Origin of the sequence: Clostridium lapidicellarium, from assembly GCF_041224415.1 — a bacterium.
Lineage (GTDB): Bacteria > Bacillota > Clostridia > Clostridiales > Clostridiaceae > Clostridium_B > Clostridium_B lapidicellarium.
Window position 1 is genome coordinate 64,485 of the sequence record NZ_JBGFFE010000003.1, and the last position, 19,506, is coordinate 83,990.

Genomic DNA, 19,506 nt, shown 5'->3' on the forward strand with positions numbered 1-19,506 from the left:
GATAAAATGGAACCTTCGGAAAAACCAATTTTGAAAGTTGTAAATTTAAACAAGCAATTTGGAAATGGATGCAGTAAATGCAGTAATTCAAAGAATAGGCTGGAGAAAAACTTTTGCCCTGAATGTGGTACAGTGTATGCCTGTCAGGATATCTCCCTTGAGTTGTATAAAGGAGAGATACTCGGTGTCGTAGGAGAAAGCGGCAGTGGAAAATCCACTTTACTGGAATGCCTTTATTTTGATAAAGATATCACTTCTGGACAGGCTTATATAAATAACTATAAAAACGGCAGAGTAAATATATTTTCAGAATCCTCCCAGCAGAAACGATTTATAAAAAACAATATTCTAGGTAAAGTTTATCAAAACCCTGCACAGGGGTTGAGAATGAATTTTTCCTCCATAGGCAATATTGCCGAGAATTTAATTTCTGCAGGGCATAGAAATGTGAGCAAGATGGAAGAGAGGGGAAGGGAACTTCTGGAGAGAGTCAACATACCGCTTTCAAGAATGAAAGAAGCTCCTAAAAATTTTTCAGGTGGTATGCAGCAGAGGGTTCAAATTGCCAAGGCACTGTCAAATAATCCTCCTGTCCTGCTGCTGGATGAAATTACTACAGGATTGGATTTGTCGGTGCAGGCGAATGTACTTGATTTAATCAAGGAAATCCAAAGAGAGCTTTGTATAAGTATGATTATCGTATCCCATGATCTTGGTGTTATAAGAATGCTTGCAGACAGGACCGTCGTCATGCTCAATGGAAAAATTATTGAAAAAGGTCTTACAGATCAAATACTTGAAGATCCTCAATCTGAGTATACACAGCAGTTGGTGTATTCACTTCTGTGACAAATTCGACATTTTGGGATCTAAAGAGGAGGATAAGCAGTGTACCTAATTAGAAATGGAAAAATAATAACTGAAAATGAAATATTAACGGGATATGATCTCATAATCAAAGATGATTTAATTGCAGAAATTAAAAAAGATGAAGAAATCAAAAAACATGATTTTAAAGAGACAATTGATGCCAAAGGCGGTTTTATAGCTCCTGGATTCATTGATGTGCATTCAGATTACATTGAGACCATGTCTGCACCTAGGCCTACTTCAATTATGGATTTTTCCATAAGCCTAAGGGAAGAGGAAAAGATTTTAATAAATGAAGGTATAACAACTATGTTTCATTCAATTACCATGGATAAGAATGAATTGAAAAACATGCCTATAAGAGATCCTAAAAATGTGGAGAAAATAATCAACACCATTGACAGGATACACGGCAGCAAACATCTTATCAGGCACCGCTTTCATGCAAGAATTGAAATAGACGATGTAGGCGAGGTAGATAATATAAAAGAGTATATTAAAAATGATAAAGTACAGCTGATTTCCTTTATGGATCACACTCCGGGACAAGGAGAATACAGGGATCTGGAGATATACAAAAAAGCACTTAAATCCAACAGAGGACTGTCGGATGAGAAAATAGAGAATATAATCGAAGACAGCAAGCATAAAGAAAAGATAACGGACAAAGCCATAAAGGAAATTGCCGGCCTGGCTGTAAGAAAAAATATTCCAATTGCATCCCATGATGACGACAGTATTGAAAAATTAAAAATTGTTAGAGATTATGGTGCCAAGATAAGTGAATTTCCTGTAACCCTAGAAGTCGCAAAATCTGCTAAAAATATGGGAATGTATACAGTGGCGGGAGCGCCAAATGTACTCCTTGGTAGATCCCATGCAGGAAATCTATGTGCAATAGAGGCAATAAAAAAAGACTATATCGACATACTCTGCAGTGACTACTATCCAGCAGCCATGCTTCATGCAGTATTTCTCCTCAACGGTAAATATGACATGGATTTAAGCAAAATGTTCAATATGGTTACAATAAATCCGGCAAAAGCAGTAAATATTGATAACACCGTAGGCTCGATAAAAGAAGGCAAAAAAGCTGACGTAATTATAATAGAAAAGTTAAATAATAAATTCCCGGTTATTACATCAGCTTTTGTTGATGGAAAATTAATTTCAAGGACCAATTATTGCTTATGAATGCTGATGGGAAAGTGTTATCCAGAAAACCGGTTATAGGCAGGGACTGTAAAATAGTAAATTCAAAACTGGGTGAATTTACAAAAGTGGGTATTTTAAATTTTTATGAGAATGTGATTCTCGGTGATTATTCTTATACAGGTCAATTTTGTTTTCTGCAAAACACTGAAGTAGGTAAGTTTGTCAACATTGCTGCCATGGTGAGAATTGGGCCTACAAATCATCCTATGGAAAGACCGACCCTGCATCATTTCACCTACAGGAGGAAAATATACGGTTTTGACGAAAAAGATGATGAAGAATTTTTCCGAAGAAGGGAAAGCAAAAAAGTATACATTGGAAATGATGTCTGGATAGGCCATGGTGCTATTGTCATGCCGGATGTAACTGTTGGAGATGGAGCTGTGGTTGGAAGTGGTGCTGTAGTGACAAAAAATGTTGAACCCTATACTATAGTGGCAGGCGTACCTGCAAAAGTGATCAGAAAAAGATTCAATGAGGACGTTGTTTTAAAACTTCAGAGCATCAAATGGTGGAATTGGAGCTACGAGAAAATAAAAGAAAATTTCAATGACTTTTTATTGAATATAGATGATTTTGTGAAGAAGCATTATAAAGGAAGGTAATATTATGGAGCAGCTACTGAAAATAGAAAATTTATGCAAAACTTTTACCATACACAGCCTGAGGAAACATATAAGTGCATCAAAGAATATCAACATATCTTTAAACAAGGGGGAGTTCATAGGAATTACAGGCAGAAGTGGAAGTGGTAAGTCCACAATACTTAAATGCATTTACAGAACTTATCTGGCCAATGAAGGAAACATATGGTACAATTCAAAAAAATTTGGACTAGTTGATATTTTAAGTATATCTGAAAGACAGATGATATATTTGAGAAAATATGAAATGGGATATGTATCCCAGTTTCTCAACAGTATGCCAAGAACCATAGCCAGGGATCTTGTGGAACATTCCGTCTTGGAAATGGGTTTTAGCAAAGAATACGCTTCAAAAGAAGCCGATAAAATACTTGAACATTTTGAACTTGACAGGGAACTTTGGGACAGCTATCCGAATAATTTCTCAGGTGGTGAAAAATTGCGTCTAAACATAGCTATGGCTATGGTCAAGCATCCCCGGTTATTACTTTTGGATGAACCTACCGCAAGCTTGGATAATTATTCTAAAGAAAGGGTAAAAGAGCTTTTAAATCAGCTGAAATCTGAAGGAACTACGATGATAGGAATATTTCATGACATTGATTTTATGGATGGGGTTTGTGACAGAGAATATAATATGGAGGCGGGTGAACTCATATGAAGGCAGATTTTCACATTCATACTGATATTTCAGATGGCTGCAGCAGCATTGAAGAAATATTGAACATGGCCAGAGAAAGTGGACTGACCCATGTAGCAATAACAAATCATGACACTGTAGAAGGCCTGGGAAAAGCTGTAGATCTGGGAATACGGGAGGGTATAAAGGTCATTCCGGGAATTGAAATCTCCGGGTTCGATTTTCAAAAGAACAAGAAAGCCCATATTTTAGGATTTAATTTCGATCTTCAAGGTAAAAACATAAAGAAATTATGTAATCCCATTTTGGAAAGAAGAAACGCCAATTCCATTTCACAGATAAGTACACTGATAGACGCCGGCTATAAAATAAGTATTAAAAATATAATAGGCAGGGCGAGAAACAGCCGGGTTATATACAAGCAGCATATAATGGAGGAACTGATAGAGAGAGGTTACACAGATGAAATATATTCCGATTTATACAGAAAACTATTTAAGGGTAAAGGTATATGCAGCAGGGATATAATCTATGTGGATGCAGTGGATGCGGTCAGAGCCATAAAGTCGGATGGCGGCACAGCTGTTTTGGCACATCCAGGGCAGTTCGATTCGTACGACATGATTGACAAACTGTGTAGGGCCGGCCTGGATGGTCTGGAACTTAATCATGAAGCCAACAGCAGTGAGGATATGGAGAAAATTAAGAGATACAGCAAAAAATATGATCTTATTCTCACAGGCGGAAGTGATTTTCATGGGAAATATGGTTCCGGTATAAAATTAGGCAGCATAACTTCCCCAAAAGAAGCAATATATTCTTTCGACAAAGATATAAAAAAAGGTGAAAACGGACCTGAAGAAATAGAAAATTTTATTAAATCAATTGTGAGGGAAGCAGGCGATTTTGTCAAAAATTCTGTATCCGATAACTTCAATCTAAAATTAAAAAATAATGACTGCAGGGATTTAGTCACAAAATATGATTTGAAAATTGAGAAATTTCTGGTAAAAAAAATTGCCGAAAAATATCCCGACCACAGCTTTATAACTGAAGAAAAAACCTCTGAAAAACAATTTTTTTCAGAATATACCTGGATAATAGATCCCATTGATGGAACCACAAATTTTGTGAGTTTCCATGAAAATTTTTCAATATCCGTGGCACTTTACAGAAATAAGAAACCTTTCATAGGTGTTGTCTATGATGTTATGAAAGATATCATGTATTCGGCGATTTCAGGCAGGGAGGCTGCTTTAAATGGAAAAATAATTACGAAAAAAGCAGATAGAAATCCTGTGCTGCAGGATTCAGTTATAGATTTCAGTTTAAATACAATTACATTTTTGAAAAATAAAAAAATAGATTTGACAAAAATCAATGACAGTATAAGGGGGCACAGAGCTTTTGGTTCTGCATCCCTGTCCATATGTAAAATTGCCATGGGGGAACTTCAGGGATATATTTCTGCAAAACTTAGAATATGGGATTTTGCCGCAGCTGCCATTTTTCTAAAAGCACTTGGCGGATGCTGCCAATATTTTAGTTATGGGAACAATAATAAATTCGTCTTTATAGCAGCTGAAAGCAAACCTATTGAAGATGAATTATTGAGTAAGACAAATATAAAAAATTTAAGGAGTGTTAAATCATGTTAAAAAAAATTCTGCCCATTATTATGACGATAATGATTGTCTTTTCTATTGCAGGCTGTTCCTCACAATCTAAAACTTCTCAAAACAAGGTAAAAAAACCTGACAAAATAGTTATAGCTTATCTTCCCAATGAAGCTACATCTCAACTTACAGAATATCGTCATGCCATCCAGAAAGACATGGAAAAGGCATTGGGAGTGAAAGTTCAAGAATACCTCTGCAGTGATTACAATGCAGCCATAGAGGGCATGAGAACCGGGAAAGTGGATATTGCCAATTTTGGACCGCTATCCTATGTCCAGGCACATAAAAGATCTAAGGCAGTGCCTCTGGTAGTCCCGGCTTTAAATTCAGATAAAAGCAAGGCAGGATACTATTCTTACCTTATTACCCAGTCAAACAACAATTCAATAAATTCAATACAGGATTTAAAGGGAAAGAGCTTTGCATTTGTGGATCCGGATTCAACTTCCGGTAATTTGGTTCCTTCAAAAGCTATAATCGATACACTCAAGGATCAGAATTTAACTATTGATGCCCTACATACCAATGGAAAATTTTTTAAGTCGGTTACTTATTCAGGAGCCCATCAAAATGGATTATTATCAGTAGCAAAAGGTGATATCGATGCTGCTCCCTGTGCTTCAGACACCTTTGATCTGGAAATTCAAAAGGGTGATGTAGACAAAAATAAGATAAAAATCATATACAAATCTCCTATAATTCCGGGTTCACCTGTAGCAATAAGGGGAGACCTGGATCCAAACTTCATAAAAAGTGTAAAAAACTTTTATCTGAAATATGACAATGATTCCTATTTCAAAAATTTTGTTGGAGAAAAAGAGGGACAAAAAATTCGTTATGTATCTGCAGAAAACTCCGATTACAAATATATAAATGATCTGGCAACTAAATTTGGACTTAATTAATGAAACTTGCATTGGTGAAGAGACCCTTTTAAAAGTAAAAATAAAGAATAAATGCCTTTTAAGACGGCCTCTTTTTTAATTATTATTATGGAGATGATTTGATTTGAATAGAATTTTATCGGTTAATAACCTATACAAGTATTTTAACAAAGATAAACTGGTTTTAAACAATATAAGTTTTCACGTAAACAAGGGGGAATTTGTTTCTATTATTGGGCCTTCAGGTGCTGGTAAGTCAACGATACTGCGGTGTATAAACTGTCTTACCCAACCTACGAAAGGTGAAATTATATTGGGAAATAAGGTTATAAATCAAATTAAAGGCAGGGAGATCAGAAAAGTCAGAAGAGAAATTGGAATGGTGTTCCAAAATTACAATTTGGTCTACAGGTTGACTGTAATGCAGAATGTCATGCACGGAAGACTTGGCTATATATCAGGTATAAAGGGAATATTAGGACTTTATTCCGAAGAAGATAAAAAAAAGGCAGTTGCACTTCTAGATAAAGTTGGCCTGATTAATTATATGTATAAGAGGGCCAGCGAACTTTCCGGGGGTCAAAAACAGAGAGTTGGAATCGTCAGGGCATTGATGCAGGAACCCTCTTTGCTTCTATGTGATGAACCAATTGCCTCTCTTGATCCCGGAAATTCCAAGGTTATTATGGACTTGATAAGAGATCTGGTAAAAGAGAGAGGTATAACCTGCATCGTAAATTTACATCAGGTTGAAATAGCAAAGAGATATGCAGATAGAATAATTGGAATAAAAAATGGTGAAGTGGTGTTCGATGGAGTGCCAAGTCTGCTCAGCAATAAAATTATAGAAGACATTTACGATACATCCATGGACAACTTGATGATTGGAAAAAGGGAGGAGAAATTGAATGCTTGAATCCAGAGAACATATAGCTCTGACAGATACGAGGAGAAATAAATATTATAATACAGCTCTTATTATCACGGCGGTTCTCTTTGCCGTGTCTACCTTTTTTACCGAGTACAACCCCTTTGAGATACTGTTTAATTATAATAATCTAATTGATTTTATAACACAAGAATTTTTGCCGCCTGATTTTACGAGGGTACAGGAAACAAGTCTGGCACTGCTTCAGACCTTTGAGATGGCTGTAACTTCCACTTTTTTAGCTGCCGTATTTGCACTGATTTTATCTTTTTTTGGATCAAATATAATTTTCCACGTACCTCTGTTAAATAAAATTATAAGACTCATTGGATCTTTTATGAGAAATATCCCGGCTTTAGTCTGGGCTCTTATACTGGTCATGGCCTTTGGAATAGGAATTTCTGTCGGGCTGTTGGCTCTTTTTATAACATCTTTTGGTTTTTTGTTGAGGGCATATATTGAAACTATAGATGAGATTGGAGGAGAAATTCTAGAAGCACTGGATTCTGTTGGAGCGAGTTTTCCGCAAAAAATAGTTCAAGGTGTAATTCCAATGGCAGTTCCCGGTTATCTATCCTGGTTTTTGTATTCAATAGAATTGAACGTGAGGGATTCAACTATTGTTGGTTTTGTAGGCGGAGGTGGAATAGGGCTTTTACTTATGGGATATATAAAATCCTTTAAATATAAAGTGGCAACTACGGCAGTTCTGGAAATAGCACTGGTGGTTATTGTAGTCAATATCATTACAGATTTAATAAGAAAGAAGGTTTTGGTGTAATGGGGAGAGACAATATCAAAGTAAATTCCAAAGACCGGATTAAAATAAGCAGCCCTGAGAATAATAGGGTGTTTAAGATTTTCATTGTGCTTATGCTTCTTATATCGATAATATCTATAGTCAACCTCCATATAGAATGGGGTAAATTGATATCAAGATTTGCTCTGCTTGGAGGTGTTTTTTTAAAATTATTGAAGTTCAACTTTAGCAATTTCAATTTGATTTTAATCGGATTTGCAGAGTCAGTTGAAATAACAATATTGGCAACTGCATATAGCATACTTGCAGGACTCGTTGTAGGTGCCATTATGGCAGGAAATATCACTCCCAGCAGGACTCTGGCAGTACTGTTTACCTCTATAAGTTCCTTTGTCAGGGCAGTCCCGACGATGATATGGGTGCTTTTGTTTCTTACCTGTCTGGGCCTTGGTCCAGTACCTGCAATTCTGGGACTTTTTTTACATTCAAGTGCTTTCTTTGCAAGATCCTTTTCAGAAAGTTTTGAAGAAGTTCCTGAAGATGTGATTGAGGCTGTTAAAGCCACTGGAGCAACAGGAATTCAAATCTTTTTCAGTGTAATTTTACCGGCTTCTTTTACTTCTCTCATAGCATGGATTGCAATGAGATTTGAAATAAATTTTGGTGAATGCAGAATATTTGGTATGGTAGGTGCCGGCGGAATAGGTTATTCTATATATTCCAGCTTATCCAGTTATAATTACGGGCGTGCCGGCATTTCCATACTTCTTGTCTTTATATTTGCCTATTTGATAGAGATCACGTTCACCACGGTAAAATATAATTTAAAAGTAAATTGAATACTGGGATATTGTGTTTACACAGATGAATATTAAGGATATAATTATAAAGTAAAACAATATGAAGTGGAGAACGAGAATAATGATGCAAGAATTTACTGCAGACAAGCAAAAGTGCTGTAATAAAAATAAAATACAAAAAACTTTTTTTATTGAAACCTGGGGCTGCCAGATGAATGAAGAGGATTCAGAAAAGCTGTCCGGGATGTTGAAAAAAATGGGCTATGAAGAAGCGAAAAATAAATATCATGCAGATTTGATTATACTCAATACCTGCTGTGTGAGGGAAAACGCAGAACTCAAGGTGTATGGACATCTGGGTGCCCTGAAAAATTTGAAGAAACGAAATCCAGAGCTTATAATAGCCTTGTGCGGATGCATGATGCAGCAAAAACATATGGCAGAAAATATAATGAAGAAATTTCCCTTCGTGGATATGATTTTTGGAACGTACAACGCATATAAATTTCCGCAATATCTAAATGAAGTATGTCAAAATAGAAGTTCTGTTGTGGAAATCCAAAATAGTGAATCTGGAATTGTGGAAGGGGTGCCTGTAGACAGAGAGAGCACTATAAAGGCTTTTGTCACCATAATGTATGGCTGTAACAATTTTTGCACCTACTGCATAGTACCCTATGTAAGAGGAAGGGAAAGAAGCCGGAGCCCTCTAAATATTGAAAATGAAATAAAAAATCTGGTTTCAAAAGGATGCAGGGAAGTTACCCTTTTAGGTCAGAATGTAAATTCCTACGGCAAGGATCTGGATCCGGAAGTGAAATTCAGCGAGCTTTTAGAGAGAATAAACAATATAGAAGGGCTCGAAAGGATCAGATTTATGACATCACATCCCAAGGATCTGACAGATGATGTGATAGATGCAGTTGCGAAATGTGATAAAGTGTGCGAACAGATACATCTTCCGGTTCAATCCGGTTCTACAAATATATTGAAAAAAATGAACAGAAATTATTCAAGAGAACAGTACCTGAGTTTAATATACAAGATAAAGGAAAAAATTCCTGGAGCAGCTATTACCACTGATATAATGGTGGGATTTCCCGGCGAAAGTGAAAAGGATTTTGAAGATACCTTAAATCTGGTAAGGGAAGTGGGATATGACTCCGCTTTCACATTTATATATTCCAGAAGGAGGGGAACTCCTGCTGATAAATTTGAAGAACAAATCCCCGAGGACATAAAACATGAAAGATTCAACAGGCTCGTGAAAATCGTGAATGAATCCTCAGCCCGAAAAAACAGAGCATATGAGGGAAGGACAGAGGAAATACTGGTGGAAGGTTTAAGTAAAAATGACAGCACAAGACTCATGGGAAGAACAAGAACAGGAAAACTTGTAAATTTTCAGGGAGATGTAAATTCCATAGGAGAGTTGATAAAGGTTAAAATAAGTAAAGCCCATTCTTTTTCGCTTCTAGGTAAACAAATACAATAAAAGGAGGTAGCAAGGTGGCATTGACTCCGATGATGGAACAGTATATGGAGTTAAAAGAAAAATATAAGGATTATGTACTGTTTTTTAGATTAGGTGATTTTTATGAAATGTTTTTCGATGATGCAAAGACGGCGGCAAGAGAACTGGAACTGGTCCTTACGGGAAGGGACTGCGGTTTAAAGGAAAGGGCACCTATGTGCGGTATTCCCTACCATGCTGCTGGCTCCTACATAGGCCGTTTGATAAATAAGGGATATAAAATAGCTATATGTGAACAGCTGGAGGATCCTGCCCTTGCAAAGGGCCTTGTAAAAAGGGGAATTATAAAACTTATAACTCCCGGTACTTATACTGATTCAACTTTTTTAGAGGAGAATAAAAACAACTATATAATGTGTTTGTACATAGATGAGAAAAATAATTCCGCGCTGTGTTTTGCAGATATATCTACGGGAGAGTTTGATTGTACAGACACTCCTTTTAATTTATCCGCAATTTTAGATGAAATATCCAAATATAATCCGAGCGAAATATTGGTTCAGGAAAATATTTCAACTTCTTCACTGAACAAGATAAAAGAAATCTTTAATGGTTCCGTTACCAAGCTGGATGAGGGTTATTTTTCCAAAGAAGGGGAAGAAATATTAAAAAAACAGTTCACAAATTTCGATCCAGAGGACTATAAGCCTGAAACTGTAATCTGCTGTAGTTCCCTTTTAAAATATATACGTGAAACTCAAAAAACTAATTTTTCCCATATAAATGAACTCCATTATTATAATGTAGTTGACTATTTGCTGATAGACAGCAATTCCAGAAGAAATCTGGAAATAACGGAAAACTTGAGAGAAAATAAAAAAAGGGGATCGCTTCTTTGGGTCATAGACAGGACAAATACTGCCATGGGTGGAAGAAAACTTAGAAAATGGCTGGAACAACCGCTTATGGACAGGAATAAGATAATTGAGAGGCTGGATTCGGTGGAAGAACTTTCTACTAATATATCCTACCACGAGGATTTGAGGGAATCCTTGAAGGATATATATGATATCGAGAGATTGGTCGGGAAGATATCCTCTAAAAGTGTAAATGCGAGAGAATTGAATTCACTGAAAAATTCTATAGAAAAAATACCTGATATTAAATCCATACTTTCAAATTTCAAGACTCCGCTATTGAAGAACATGTACGAAAACCTGGATGAACTTAAAGATATATGGTCTCTCATAAATAGAGCCATACTTAATAACCCTTCGATTTCTCTGAAGGAAGGCAATCTGATAAAGAAGGGATATAACAGCAAGATAGATGAATTGAGGGAAATAAAAACTCACGGCAAGGACTGGATAGCATCTCTTGAGAAACAGGAGAGGGATGTAACTAAAATAAAATCTCTAAAAATAGGCTATAATAAAGTATTTGGATATTATATAGAAGTTACTAAAAGCAACCTCGGCATGGTACCAGAGGGAAGATATATAAGAAAACAGACTCTTTCAAATTCAGAGAGATATATAACTCCGGAGCTGAAAGAAATGGAAGATAAGATTTTAGGAGCAGAGGACAAACTCATATCTTTGGAGTATAACACCTTTATAGATGTAAGAAACACGATAGAGAAAGAAATTCACAGAATGCAGACCTCTGCTGAAATAATTGCCCAGGTGGACTGCCTTAGCTCCCTGGCAAAGATAGCTGTGGAAAATAATTACTGCAAACCCGATATCACCCTTTCAGACAAAATCTCAATAGAAGAAGGAAGACATCCCATAGTTGAAAAAATGATGCCGGCAGGTGAATTCATATCAAATAATACAGATATGGATACTTCTGAAAATCAACTTCTCTTGATAACGGGTCCCAATATGGCAGGTAAATCCACCTATATGCGTCAGGTAGCCTTGATTGTAATCATGGCCCAGATTGGAAGTTTTGTACCTGCCAAAAGTGCTTCCATATCCATTTGTGACAGGGTATTTACCAGGATAGGTGCATCGGATGATCTGTCCTCAGGTAAAAGCACTTTTATGGTGGAAATGTGGGAGGTTTCCAATATATTGAAAAATGCTACCAACAGGAGCCTGCTGCTGCTAGATGAAGTTGGCAGGGGAACAAGTACTTATGACGGACTCAGCATAGCCTGGGCTGTAATAGAATATATATGTAAAAATAACAAATTGAAGAGTAAAACGCTGTTTGCAACTCACTATCATGAACTGACAAAATTGGAGGGAATGATAGATGGAGTAAAAAATTACTGTGTATCCGTTAAAAAAGTGGATAACAATATAGTATTTTTAAGAAAAATTATAAGGGGTGGAGCTGACCAATCCTACGGCATCGAAGTTGCCAAACTTGCAGGACTTCCCGATGAAGTTTTAAAGAGAGCTCGAGAAATATTGAACAGTTTGGAAAAATCAAGTGAACCAAAAAGGGGAAAAGCCCTAAAAAAAGAAAAAAATACTAAATCGAGCAGACAATTGGGTTTTTCAGATGTGGAAAAGGAATCTCTGGTTAAAGAAATTCAAAATATAGACATATTAAATATGACACCTATGGACGGTTTTAACAAACTTTATGATATAATAAAAAGAGCGAAGTCTATATAATTTTAAACAAAGGACTGAGATAGCATGAAAAGGATAAATCTTCTTGATGCAAATACGTCAAATAAAATTGCTGCAGGGGAAGTAGTTGAAGGTCCTTCCTCTGTAGTGAAAGAATTACTTGAAAACAGTATAGACTCGGGAGCTAAAAATATAATTGTGGAAATTGAAGATGGCGGAGAAAAATCCATAAAGGTATTGGATAACGGTTGCGGAATACATCCAGATGACATAAAGAAAGCTTTTATGCCGCATGCCACCAGCAAAATAAAAAGTGCGCAGGATCTTGAAAAAATAAGTACCATGGGATTCAGAGGTGAAGCACTGGCGAGCATAGCTGCTGTGTCCAATGTAGTTCTTAAAAGCAGGACTGACCAATTCAACTCGGGAATGGAGATAAAGATAAACGGTGGAAAACTTAAAGGCGCTCAGCGTGTTGGATGCAACCTTGGAACTTCAGTTTTGGTAGAAGACCTGTTTTTCAATGTACCTGCGAGGAAAAAATTTTTAAAATCCCCCAGCAGGGAAGCTGCAGGAATTTCAGATATAATAAGCAGGCTTTCACTGGCTAATGCAGATATTTCATTCAAATTTTTTAAAAATGGCAAAAAGTCCACTACTACGTATGGTTCGGGAAATGTAATGGATGTTATACGGTGCATATACGGCAAAAATATCTATGAAAATATAATCCCTGTGGAAAAACACGGAGACATAGCTTCAATTTACGGATATATAGGGAATGCGGAAATAAGCCGTGGAAGTAGAAACAATCAGAGTTTATTTGTAAACAAGAGATATATAAAGAATAAATCCATAACTACGGCAGTGGAGAAAGCTTTCAAATCCTTCATTACTATAAACAAGTTTCCGTTTTTCATATTGTTTATAGATATATTTCCTGAGTTTGTAGATGTAAATGTCCATCCTGCCAAGTGGGAAGTGAAGTTCAGTGATTCCAGAATGATATATAAATTTGTCTTTGACGCTGTTCATGATGCACTCAAAGACAGTTTAAAAGATTCTTTCACCATTGATGCTGACGAACCCGATCATGTAGAGAAAGTTCAGATTCCGGTTGATTTAAAATCTCTAAATAATGAAAATCATCTGGAGCAAAGCAGCAATAAGCCTGATTATGACGGCAGGCAAAACAGTTTTATAGGTGAAACCGCCGGCAACTACAAGCAGCGCAAGTTAAATTTTCAGGAAATTCCAATGAACAACGAAACTGCCAAGTTTCCACACCTTCAAATAATCGGCCAATTTCACGGTACCTATATAATAGCAGAGGATGGAGATAATCTGTACATGATAGATCAGCATGCCGCCCATGAAAAGATTCTTTTTGAAAAGTATAAAAAAAGTATTCAAAGCGGCAGCGTATTGTCTCAAATTTTAGCAACTCCTGTAGTTGTAGAACTTTCACCAATTGATTATAATTATTATATAGAAAATGAGAATATCTTTAAAAAAACCGGCTTCAAAATAGAATCATTTGGAGATACAGCTGTAAATATAAGAGAAGTACCTATGATACTTGGGAAACCTGATATCAGAAATTTATTCACGGAGATACTTGATAATTTGAAAAATATGGGTTCTGGTGAAACCTGGGAGGTAAAATATATTTCGATAGCGACTCTTGCCTGTAAAGCTGCCATTAAGGCAAACGATCATTTGTCCCGTATGGAAATGGAAGATTTACTTGAACAATTGAGATTTATAGAAGAACCCTATACCTGTCCTCATGGAAGACCTGTTATAATAAAATTTACTTTAAATGATCTGGAAAAAAAATTTAAGAGAATACAGTGAGTGAAAAATTTATGCAAAATTTATTTATACTGGCAGGTCCTACTGCAGTTGGGAAAAGTGATATATCCGTAGAAATTGCCAGAAAACTTGACGGTGAAATAATATCGGCAGATTCCATGCAAATATACAAATATATGAATATAGGCTCTGCAAAGATTACCCCGGAGGAAATGAAGGGAGTACCCCATCATTTAATAGATTTTATAGAACCCAACAAAAGTTTCAATGTATTGGAATATAAGAAACTGGCTGTGAAAACTATAGACGAGATATACAAAAAAAACAAACTCCCAATGCTGGTAGGAGGTACAGGTCTTTATATCAATTCCATTATCTGCAATTATAATTTTACAGATGCAAAAGTGGATAAAACTTATAGAAAACATCTTAGGGAACTGGCTGAAAAGAACGGAAAAAAATATGTACATTCACTCTTGAAGGATGTAGACGAAGTATCCTATAAAAAACTTTATCCCAATGACCTAAAGAGAGTTGTCAGGGCTTTAGAGGTTTATAAGCTTACAGGAAAAACCATAGGTGAATTTAATGCCCGGAACCGTTTATATGAGGCGCCCTATAAAATATACTATTTTGTCCTGACAATGAATAGGACTGAATTGTACGAGAAAATCAACAGCAGAGTGGATATAATGCTGAAAAAAGGGCTTATAGATGAAGTTGAAAATTTGAAATCAATGGGTTGTACAAGGAATATGCAATCCATGAAAGCTATAGGATATAAAGAAATACTAGGTTATTTAGAGGGTACGATATCTTTGGATGAAGCTATATATCTGGTAAAAAAAGGAAGCAGAAATTATGCCAAAAGGCAATTGACGTGGTTTAGGAAAGATAAGAGAGCCATATGGGTAAATGAAGATGATTTTAATTGCCGCAGTGAAATAGTTGAGTATATAATAAATAAATTTAAAGCCATGCAGTAATTTAACTGCCGTGGGCCATGATACTGAAAAAGTTATTGTGGCATTTATATAATTATATAATAAAATTACGGAGGGTGAGAGCTATGAGTAAACCAGCTAATAATTTACAGGACATTTTTCTAAATGGTGCAAGAAAGAATAAAATTTCAGTTACCATATATTTGACCAATGGGTTTCAAATTAAGGGGACTGTAAAAGGATTTGACAATTTTACAGTCATATTGGATTGTGCTGGAAAACAGATGATGGTATACAAACATGCAATTTCCACTATTACACCCGTAAAATCAATCTTGTTTAATGCGCAGCAAGTTGAAACAGATTAGATTGAAAAAACAGTTAAAAGTGCTAGACAATAAGGTTATTTGTTAAATGTAGAGAGGAATAGGTATTGCCTATTCCCTTTCTATGTGCCTTTTACCTTAAAAAATAAAGCAAATAAAAATATGAAATATGAAAAAGGAGAATTGACGTTGTTAGATATAACTAAGAAAAAACTCAAGGAAGCGTATAAAATAGATGAAAGAGTGTTTGATCTATATGAAAGAGCACTGGAAGATGTGAAGAACCAATTCAAATACTACGATGAAGTAAGAGAATACAATCAAGTGAAAGTTTTAAATGCAATGCAGAGGGAAAGAATAAGCGAGTCACATTTTACCAATTCTTCTGGCTATGGATACGGTGATATAGGCAGAGATTCTTTAGATAGGGTTTATGCGGACATATTCAATTCGGAGAGTGCACTTGTAAGGCCGCACTTTGTAAATGGTACACATGCCCTTTGCTGTGCCATTTTTGGAAATTTGCGTCCTGGAGATACAATGCTTTCGGTATGTGGTACACCTTATGACACTTTACACAGCTTGATAGGAATGGATGCTGGCAAAAAACTGGGCTCTCTCAGAGAATACGGTATAAATTATGAACAGGTGGACCTGACTGAAGATGATAGAATAGATTTTAAGGGCATAGAAAAACATCTCAGGGAAAACAGCAGCATAAAATTAGTACATATACAGAGATCTACTGGCTACGGCTGGAGAAAATCCCTGCTCATACCTGAAATCAAAAGGATAATTGATTTTGTAAAACGGATAAATCCCGATGTGATATGTCTTGTGGACAATTGTTACGGAGAATTTATAGATACCCTGGAGCCAACTGACGTAGGGGCTGACATGGCTGCTGGTTCTCTCATAAAAAATATAGGAGGTGGAATAGCACCTACTGGAGGATACATAGTTGGCAGAAAAGATTGTGTCACTCAGGCTTCCTATAGGCTTACCGTCCCTGGAATAGGAGGGGAGTGCGGTTCTACATTTGGGGTTATGAGACTTTTATATGAAGGGCTTTTTTTAGCTCCCCATATCTCAATAGAAGCAGTGAAAGGGGCCATCTTCTGTGCCAGGATCATGGAACTGGCCGGATTTGAGGTTTTACCCAGGTATAACGATAAGAGAAGTGATATAATACAGGCAATTAAGTTCATGGACAAATCAAAGCTGATAAATTTTTGCAGGGCCATTCAGAATGGATCGCCGGTAGATTCCTTTGTCACATGCGAACCCTGGGATATGCCGGGATATTCAGATCAGGTTATAATGGCTGCGGGAGATTTCGTGCAGGGTTCCTCCATAGAATTATCTGCGGATGCGCCTATAAGGGAGCCATATATAGGATATCTTCAAGGCGGACTTACTTTTGACCATGCTAAAATAGGGATACTCATAGCATTATCCCGTATACTGTAACATCGTAAATTTTAAATCAGGAATTTACTTATTTAAAGGATCCCTGATTTAAAATTTACATGAAAATAAATCTAATATTTTCTATATATGCCTACTAATTTTCCTATGATTTTACAGTCAGTCACTATAATGGGAGACATATTTTTATTTTCAGGCTGGAGCCTTATACTGTCCTTTCCCTTGAAAAATCTTTTTAAAGTAGCTTCGTTTCCAATCATGGCCGCAACTATATCTCCATTTTCAGCAACATTTGTCTGCTCCAGTATGGAAAAATCTCCGTCCAATATACCTGCATCTACCATGCTTTCTCCCTTAACTTTCAATATAAATAATTTTTTATCATTTTTAATGTAATCCATCGGAATTGGGAAAAAATCTTCTATATTCTCAGTAGCTAAAATAGGTATGCCTGCAGCTATGTTTCCTATAATGGGGACATCTATCATTTCCTTTTGAGGTGCTGATTTTTCAATTATCTCTATAGTCCTGGATTTAATTCCATCTCTTTTTATAAGTCCTCTCTTTTCCAATTTTGCAAGATGATTGTGCACGGTAGAAGTGGATTTCAGGCCTACAGCTGCACATATTTCCCTGACAGAAGGAGGGTAACCCTTTTCTTTAATTTGGGATTTTATAAATTCATATATCTGAAGTTGTCTGTTGTTACTGGAATTTTTCATAAAAAAACACTCCTATAATTTATTTATCCGAACGCTATCATTGGCCAATACTCCCAGCTTCTCAAAGCGGGGGATAAGCACTGCTGCGCGCCTGGATAAGTTCTTCTAAGGCCCAGGCTCCATTTTGAACCTAAGAATCACTTGATGTGAATTATATCATAGAAGTTGACAAATATCAAACCTATGTTCTATACTAGTTTTATTACAGGATAACAAGAGGGAGATATTATGAAAAATAATTATTGCGTATTTGATGAAAACAAAGTATGTGACAACTGTGGTGAATGCGACACATGCGATTTGGATCCAACCAAAAAATGCGACAATTGTGGTAAATGCCTTGAAATGGAAGGGTATGATATGAAAGCTATAAAAATTGACGATATCATAGATGATGAAAATGAATCCAGGGATTACGAAGAGGAAGACGAGTGTTCATCAAATGATTCTCATTATCAAGATGATGAGAATTTGGAAAATAAAGGCGACGATAAAAATGACGATAAAGTTGAATTCATAGACGATATAGACGGATTAAGCGAAGTACTTGAAAATAAAAATTCTTTTAAGAAATTTGCACGTGAAGAATATCCGGGGCTTATCAGGATAAATAAGAAGTTCAAAAACAAATAGAAATTAAAGGCTGGAATTTTTCCAGCCTTTAATTTTTTGTTTTACATATCTTCCTCGCTCAGTGGGTTTGATTTAACTGCTTTTCTCAGCTCTTCATCATCTACATGGGTATAGATCTGGGTAGTGGATACATTTTCATGGCCCAATATTTTTTGAAGGCTTCTTATATCAACATTTCCATATTTGTACATGAGAGTGGCTGCAGTGTGCCTCAATTTATGCGGGGTATATTTTCTGCTGTCTAAACCTGCTTTTTTCAAATATTTTTTCAGCATCAATTCTACAGTCCTCTTATTTATCCTGTTGTAATTTCTACTTATAAAGAGGGCATCCCTGTTTTTTATTTTGTCATGATATTTGCTCCTTTCCTCAAGGTAATTTTTAAGAGCTCTTCTGCAGGCTTTATTCAGATATATAGTTCTTTCCTTGCTCCCCTTGCCAATTACAGTCAGCGTATCTTCCTTGATATTCGAGATATTGATGCCGCACAATTCAGACAGCCTCATTCCACAGTTTAGGAAGAAAGTTATAATGCAATAATCCCTCTTTTTAAATTTTCCGTCTACGGCTCTTAAAAGTTCCTTGCTTTCCTCAAGACTCAAGTAAATTGGGTTTTTTTGACTTATTTTAGGTGATTCCAATTCCAGGGCAGGGTTTTCATCTATTATTTTTGCCTTGCTGTACAGGTATTTGAAAAAGGACTTTATGGCAGCTACTTTTCTAGCTCTGCTGCAGTCACCATTATTCCTGTAATTTTCGACAAAGGATATAAATGCAAAGAGATCGCTTAAACTTATATGCCTTACGAAATTTTCATCTATGTCGTTTATATTTATTTTTTTAAACTCATAATCTCCGTTTATCAGACCCTTATAGAGCTTTAAAAATCTGAAAAACATGGTAAGATCAATTTTATAGCCATTTAAAGTGTTTTTTGATTTTCCTCTGATGGTACCGAGGTAGTTTAAGAAGTCATTTAAACATCTTGGCAGTCCAGGGTCATATACGTGTTTCAAATTATACTGCATAAAGTGTTCTTCCTTTCTTAAAATAGCATTAACTTCGCTAAATAATCATTTAGCGAAGTTAATATTCTATAAAAGTCATCCAAAATCCTTCTTTTTATGAAACAAATTTATTTTCATTTCAGTTAAAT

The 19,506-nt window shown here is 36.0% G+C and carries 18 protein-coding genes; 16 read left to right on the forward strand and 2 right to left on the reverse strand.

Annotated features, from left to right (window positions below):
- Positions 1-6 precede the first annotated feature (6 nt).
- The 15 genes from AB8S09_RS03915 (at position 7) to AB8S09_RS03985 (ending at position 17,037) form a co-directional block, all read left to right on the forward strand.
- Positions 7-849 (forward strand): ATP-binding cassette domain-containing protein, encoded by an 843-nt coding sequence (locus tag AB8S09_RS03915; protein WP_294182046.1) that lies wholly within the window; start codon positions 7-9, stop codon positions 847-849.
- Between the two features lie 39 nt (positions 850-888).
- On the forward strand, positions 889-2,064 hold the full coding sequence (phnM, locus tag AB8S09_RS03920; RefSeq protein ID WP_294182045.1) for a phosphonate metabolism protein PhnM: 1,176 nt from the start codon (positions 889-891) through the stop codon (positions 2,062-2,064).
- Positions 2,061-2,690 (forward strand): LbetaH domain-containing protein, encoded by a 630-nt coding sequence (locus tag AB8S09_RS03925; RefSeq protein WP_294182044.1) that lies wholly within the window; start codon positions 2,061-2,063, stop codon positions 2,688-2,690. Before phnM ends, AB8S09_RS03925 begins: the two co-directional genes overlap by 4 nt.
- A gap of 4 nt (positions 2,691-2,694) precedes the next feature.
- Positions 2,695-3,390 carry a phosphonate C-P lyase system protein PhnL gene (locus tag AB8S09_RS03930; RefSeq protein ID WP_294182043.1) on the forward strand — a complete coding sequence of 232 codons (696 nt, stop codon included), beginning with the start codon at positions 2,695-2,697 and terminating at the stop codon, positions 3,388-3,390.
- On the forward strand, positions 3,387-5,027 hold the full coding sequence (locus AB8S09_RS03935; protein ID WP_369868519.1) for an inositol monophosphatase family protein: 1,641 nt from the start codon (positions 3,387-3,389) through the stop codon (positions 5,025-5,027). Before AB8S09_RS03930 ends, AB8S09_RS03935 begins: the two co-directional genes overlap by 4 nt.
- Entirely contained in the window at positions 5,021-5,953 is a 933-nt protein-coding gene (gene phnD, locus AB8S09_RS03940) for a phosphate/phosphite/phosphonate ABC transporter substrate-binding protein (protein ID WP_294182041.1), read from the forward strand. Before AB8S09_RS03935 ends, phnD begins: the two co-directional genes overlap by 7 nt.
- Positions 5,954-6,056: 103 nt before the next feature.
- Positions 6,057-6,848, forward strand: coding sequence for a phosphonate ABC transporter ATP-binding protein (phnC, locus tag AB8S09_RS03945; protein ID WP_294182040.1), 792 nt, complete (start codon positions 6,057-6,059; stop codon positions 6,846-6,848).
- A complete protein-coding gene (phnE, locus tag AB8S09_RS03950) occupies positions 6,841-7,641 on the forward strand; it encodes a phosphonate ABC transporter, permease protein PhnE (protein WP_294182039.1) in 801 nt (266 codons plus the stop codon). Before phnC ends, phnE begins: the two co-directional genes overlap by 8 nt.
- Positions 7,641-8,459, forward strand: coding sequence for a PhnE/PtxC family ABC transporter permease (locus AB8S09_RS03955; protein ID WP_294182038.1), 819 nt, complete (start codon positions 7,641-7,643; stop codon positions 8,457-8,459). Before phnE ends, AB8S09_RS03955 begins: the two co-directional genes overlap by 1 nt.
- A gap of 85 nt (positions 8,460-8,544) precedes the next feature.
- Positions 8,545-9,915: a tRNA (N6-isopentenyl adenosine(37)-C2)-methylthiotransferase MiaB gene (miaB, locus tag AB8S09_RS03960; RefSeq protein WP_294182113.1), complete on the forward strand. Its 1,371-nt coding sequence runs from the start codon at positions 8,545-8,547 to the stop codon at positions 9,913-9,915.
- 14 nt (positions 9,916-9,929) lie between these two features.
- Positions 9,930-12,524 carry a DNA mismatch repair protein MutS gene (mutS, locus tag AB8S09_RS03965; protein WP_294182037.1) on the forward strand — a complete coding sequence of 865 codons (2,595 nt, stop codon included), beginning with the start codon at positions 9,930-9,932 and terminating at the stop codon, positions 12,522-12,524.
- Positions 12,525-12,548: 24 nt separating this feature from the next.
- Positions 12,549-14,339, forward strand: a complete 1,791-nt coding sequence (gene mutL / locus AB8S09_RS03970) for a DNA mismatch repair endonuclease MutL (protein WP_294182036.1) — start codon at positions 12,549-12,551, stop codon at positions 14,337-14,339.
- Positions 14,340-14,350: 11 nt separating this feature from the next.
- Complete coding sequence (gene miaA, locus AB8S09_RS03975) at positions 14,351-15,283, forward strand: tRNA (adenosine(37)-N6)-dimethylallyltransferase MiaA (RefSeq protein WP_294182112.1); 933 nt, start codon at positions 14,351-14,353, stop codon at positions 15,281-15,283.
- Between the two features lie 83 nt (positions 15,284-15,366).
- Positions 15,367-15,609, forward strand: a complete 243-nt coding sequence (gene hfq, locus AB8S09_RS03980) for an RNA chaperone Hfq (RefSeq protein WP_294182035.1) — start codon at positions 15,367-15,369, stop codon at positions 15,607-15,609.
- Between the two features lie 147 nt (positions 15,610-15,756).
- The gene (locus AB8S09_RS03985; RefSeq protein ID WP_294182034.1) at positions 15,757-17,037 is read left to right on the forward strand and encodes a methionine gamma-lyase family protein; all 1,281 of its coding nucleotides are present in this window, start codon (positions 15,757-15,759) and stop codon (positions 17,035-17,037) included.
- Positions 17,038-17,108: 71 nt separating this feature from the next.
- Here the strand turns inward: AB8S09_RS03985 and lexA are convergent, their stop codons facing one another.
- On the reverse strand, positions 17,109-17,717 hold the full coding sequence (gene lexA, locus AB8S09_RS03990; protein WP_294182033.1) for a transcriptional repressor LexA: 609 nt from the start codon (positions 17,715-17,717) through the stop codon (positions 17,109-17,111).
- Between the two features lie 228 nt (positions 17,718-17,945).
- On the opposite strand from lexA, the gene AB8S09_RS03995 reads away from it, so the two are divergent.
- A complete protein-coding gene (locus AB8S09_RS03995; protein ID WP_294182032.1) occupies positions 17,946-18,350 on the forward strand; it encodes a hypothetical protein in 405 nt (134 codons plus the stop codon).
- A 41-nt stretch (positions 18,351-18,391) separates the two neighbouring features.
- Here the strand turns inward: AB8S09_RS03995 and AB8S09_RS04000 are convergent, their stop codons facing one another.
- A complete protein-coding gene (locus AB8S09_RS04000; RefSeq protein WP_294182031.1) occupies positions 18,392-19,378 on the reverse strand; it encodes a tyrosine recombinase XerC in 987 nt (328 codons plus the stop codon).
- Positions 19,379-19,506: the final 128 nt, after the last annotated feature.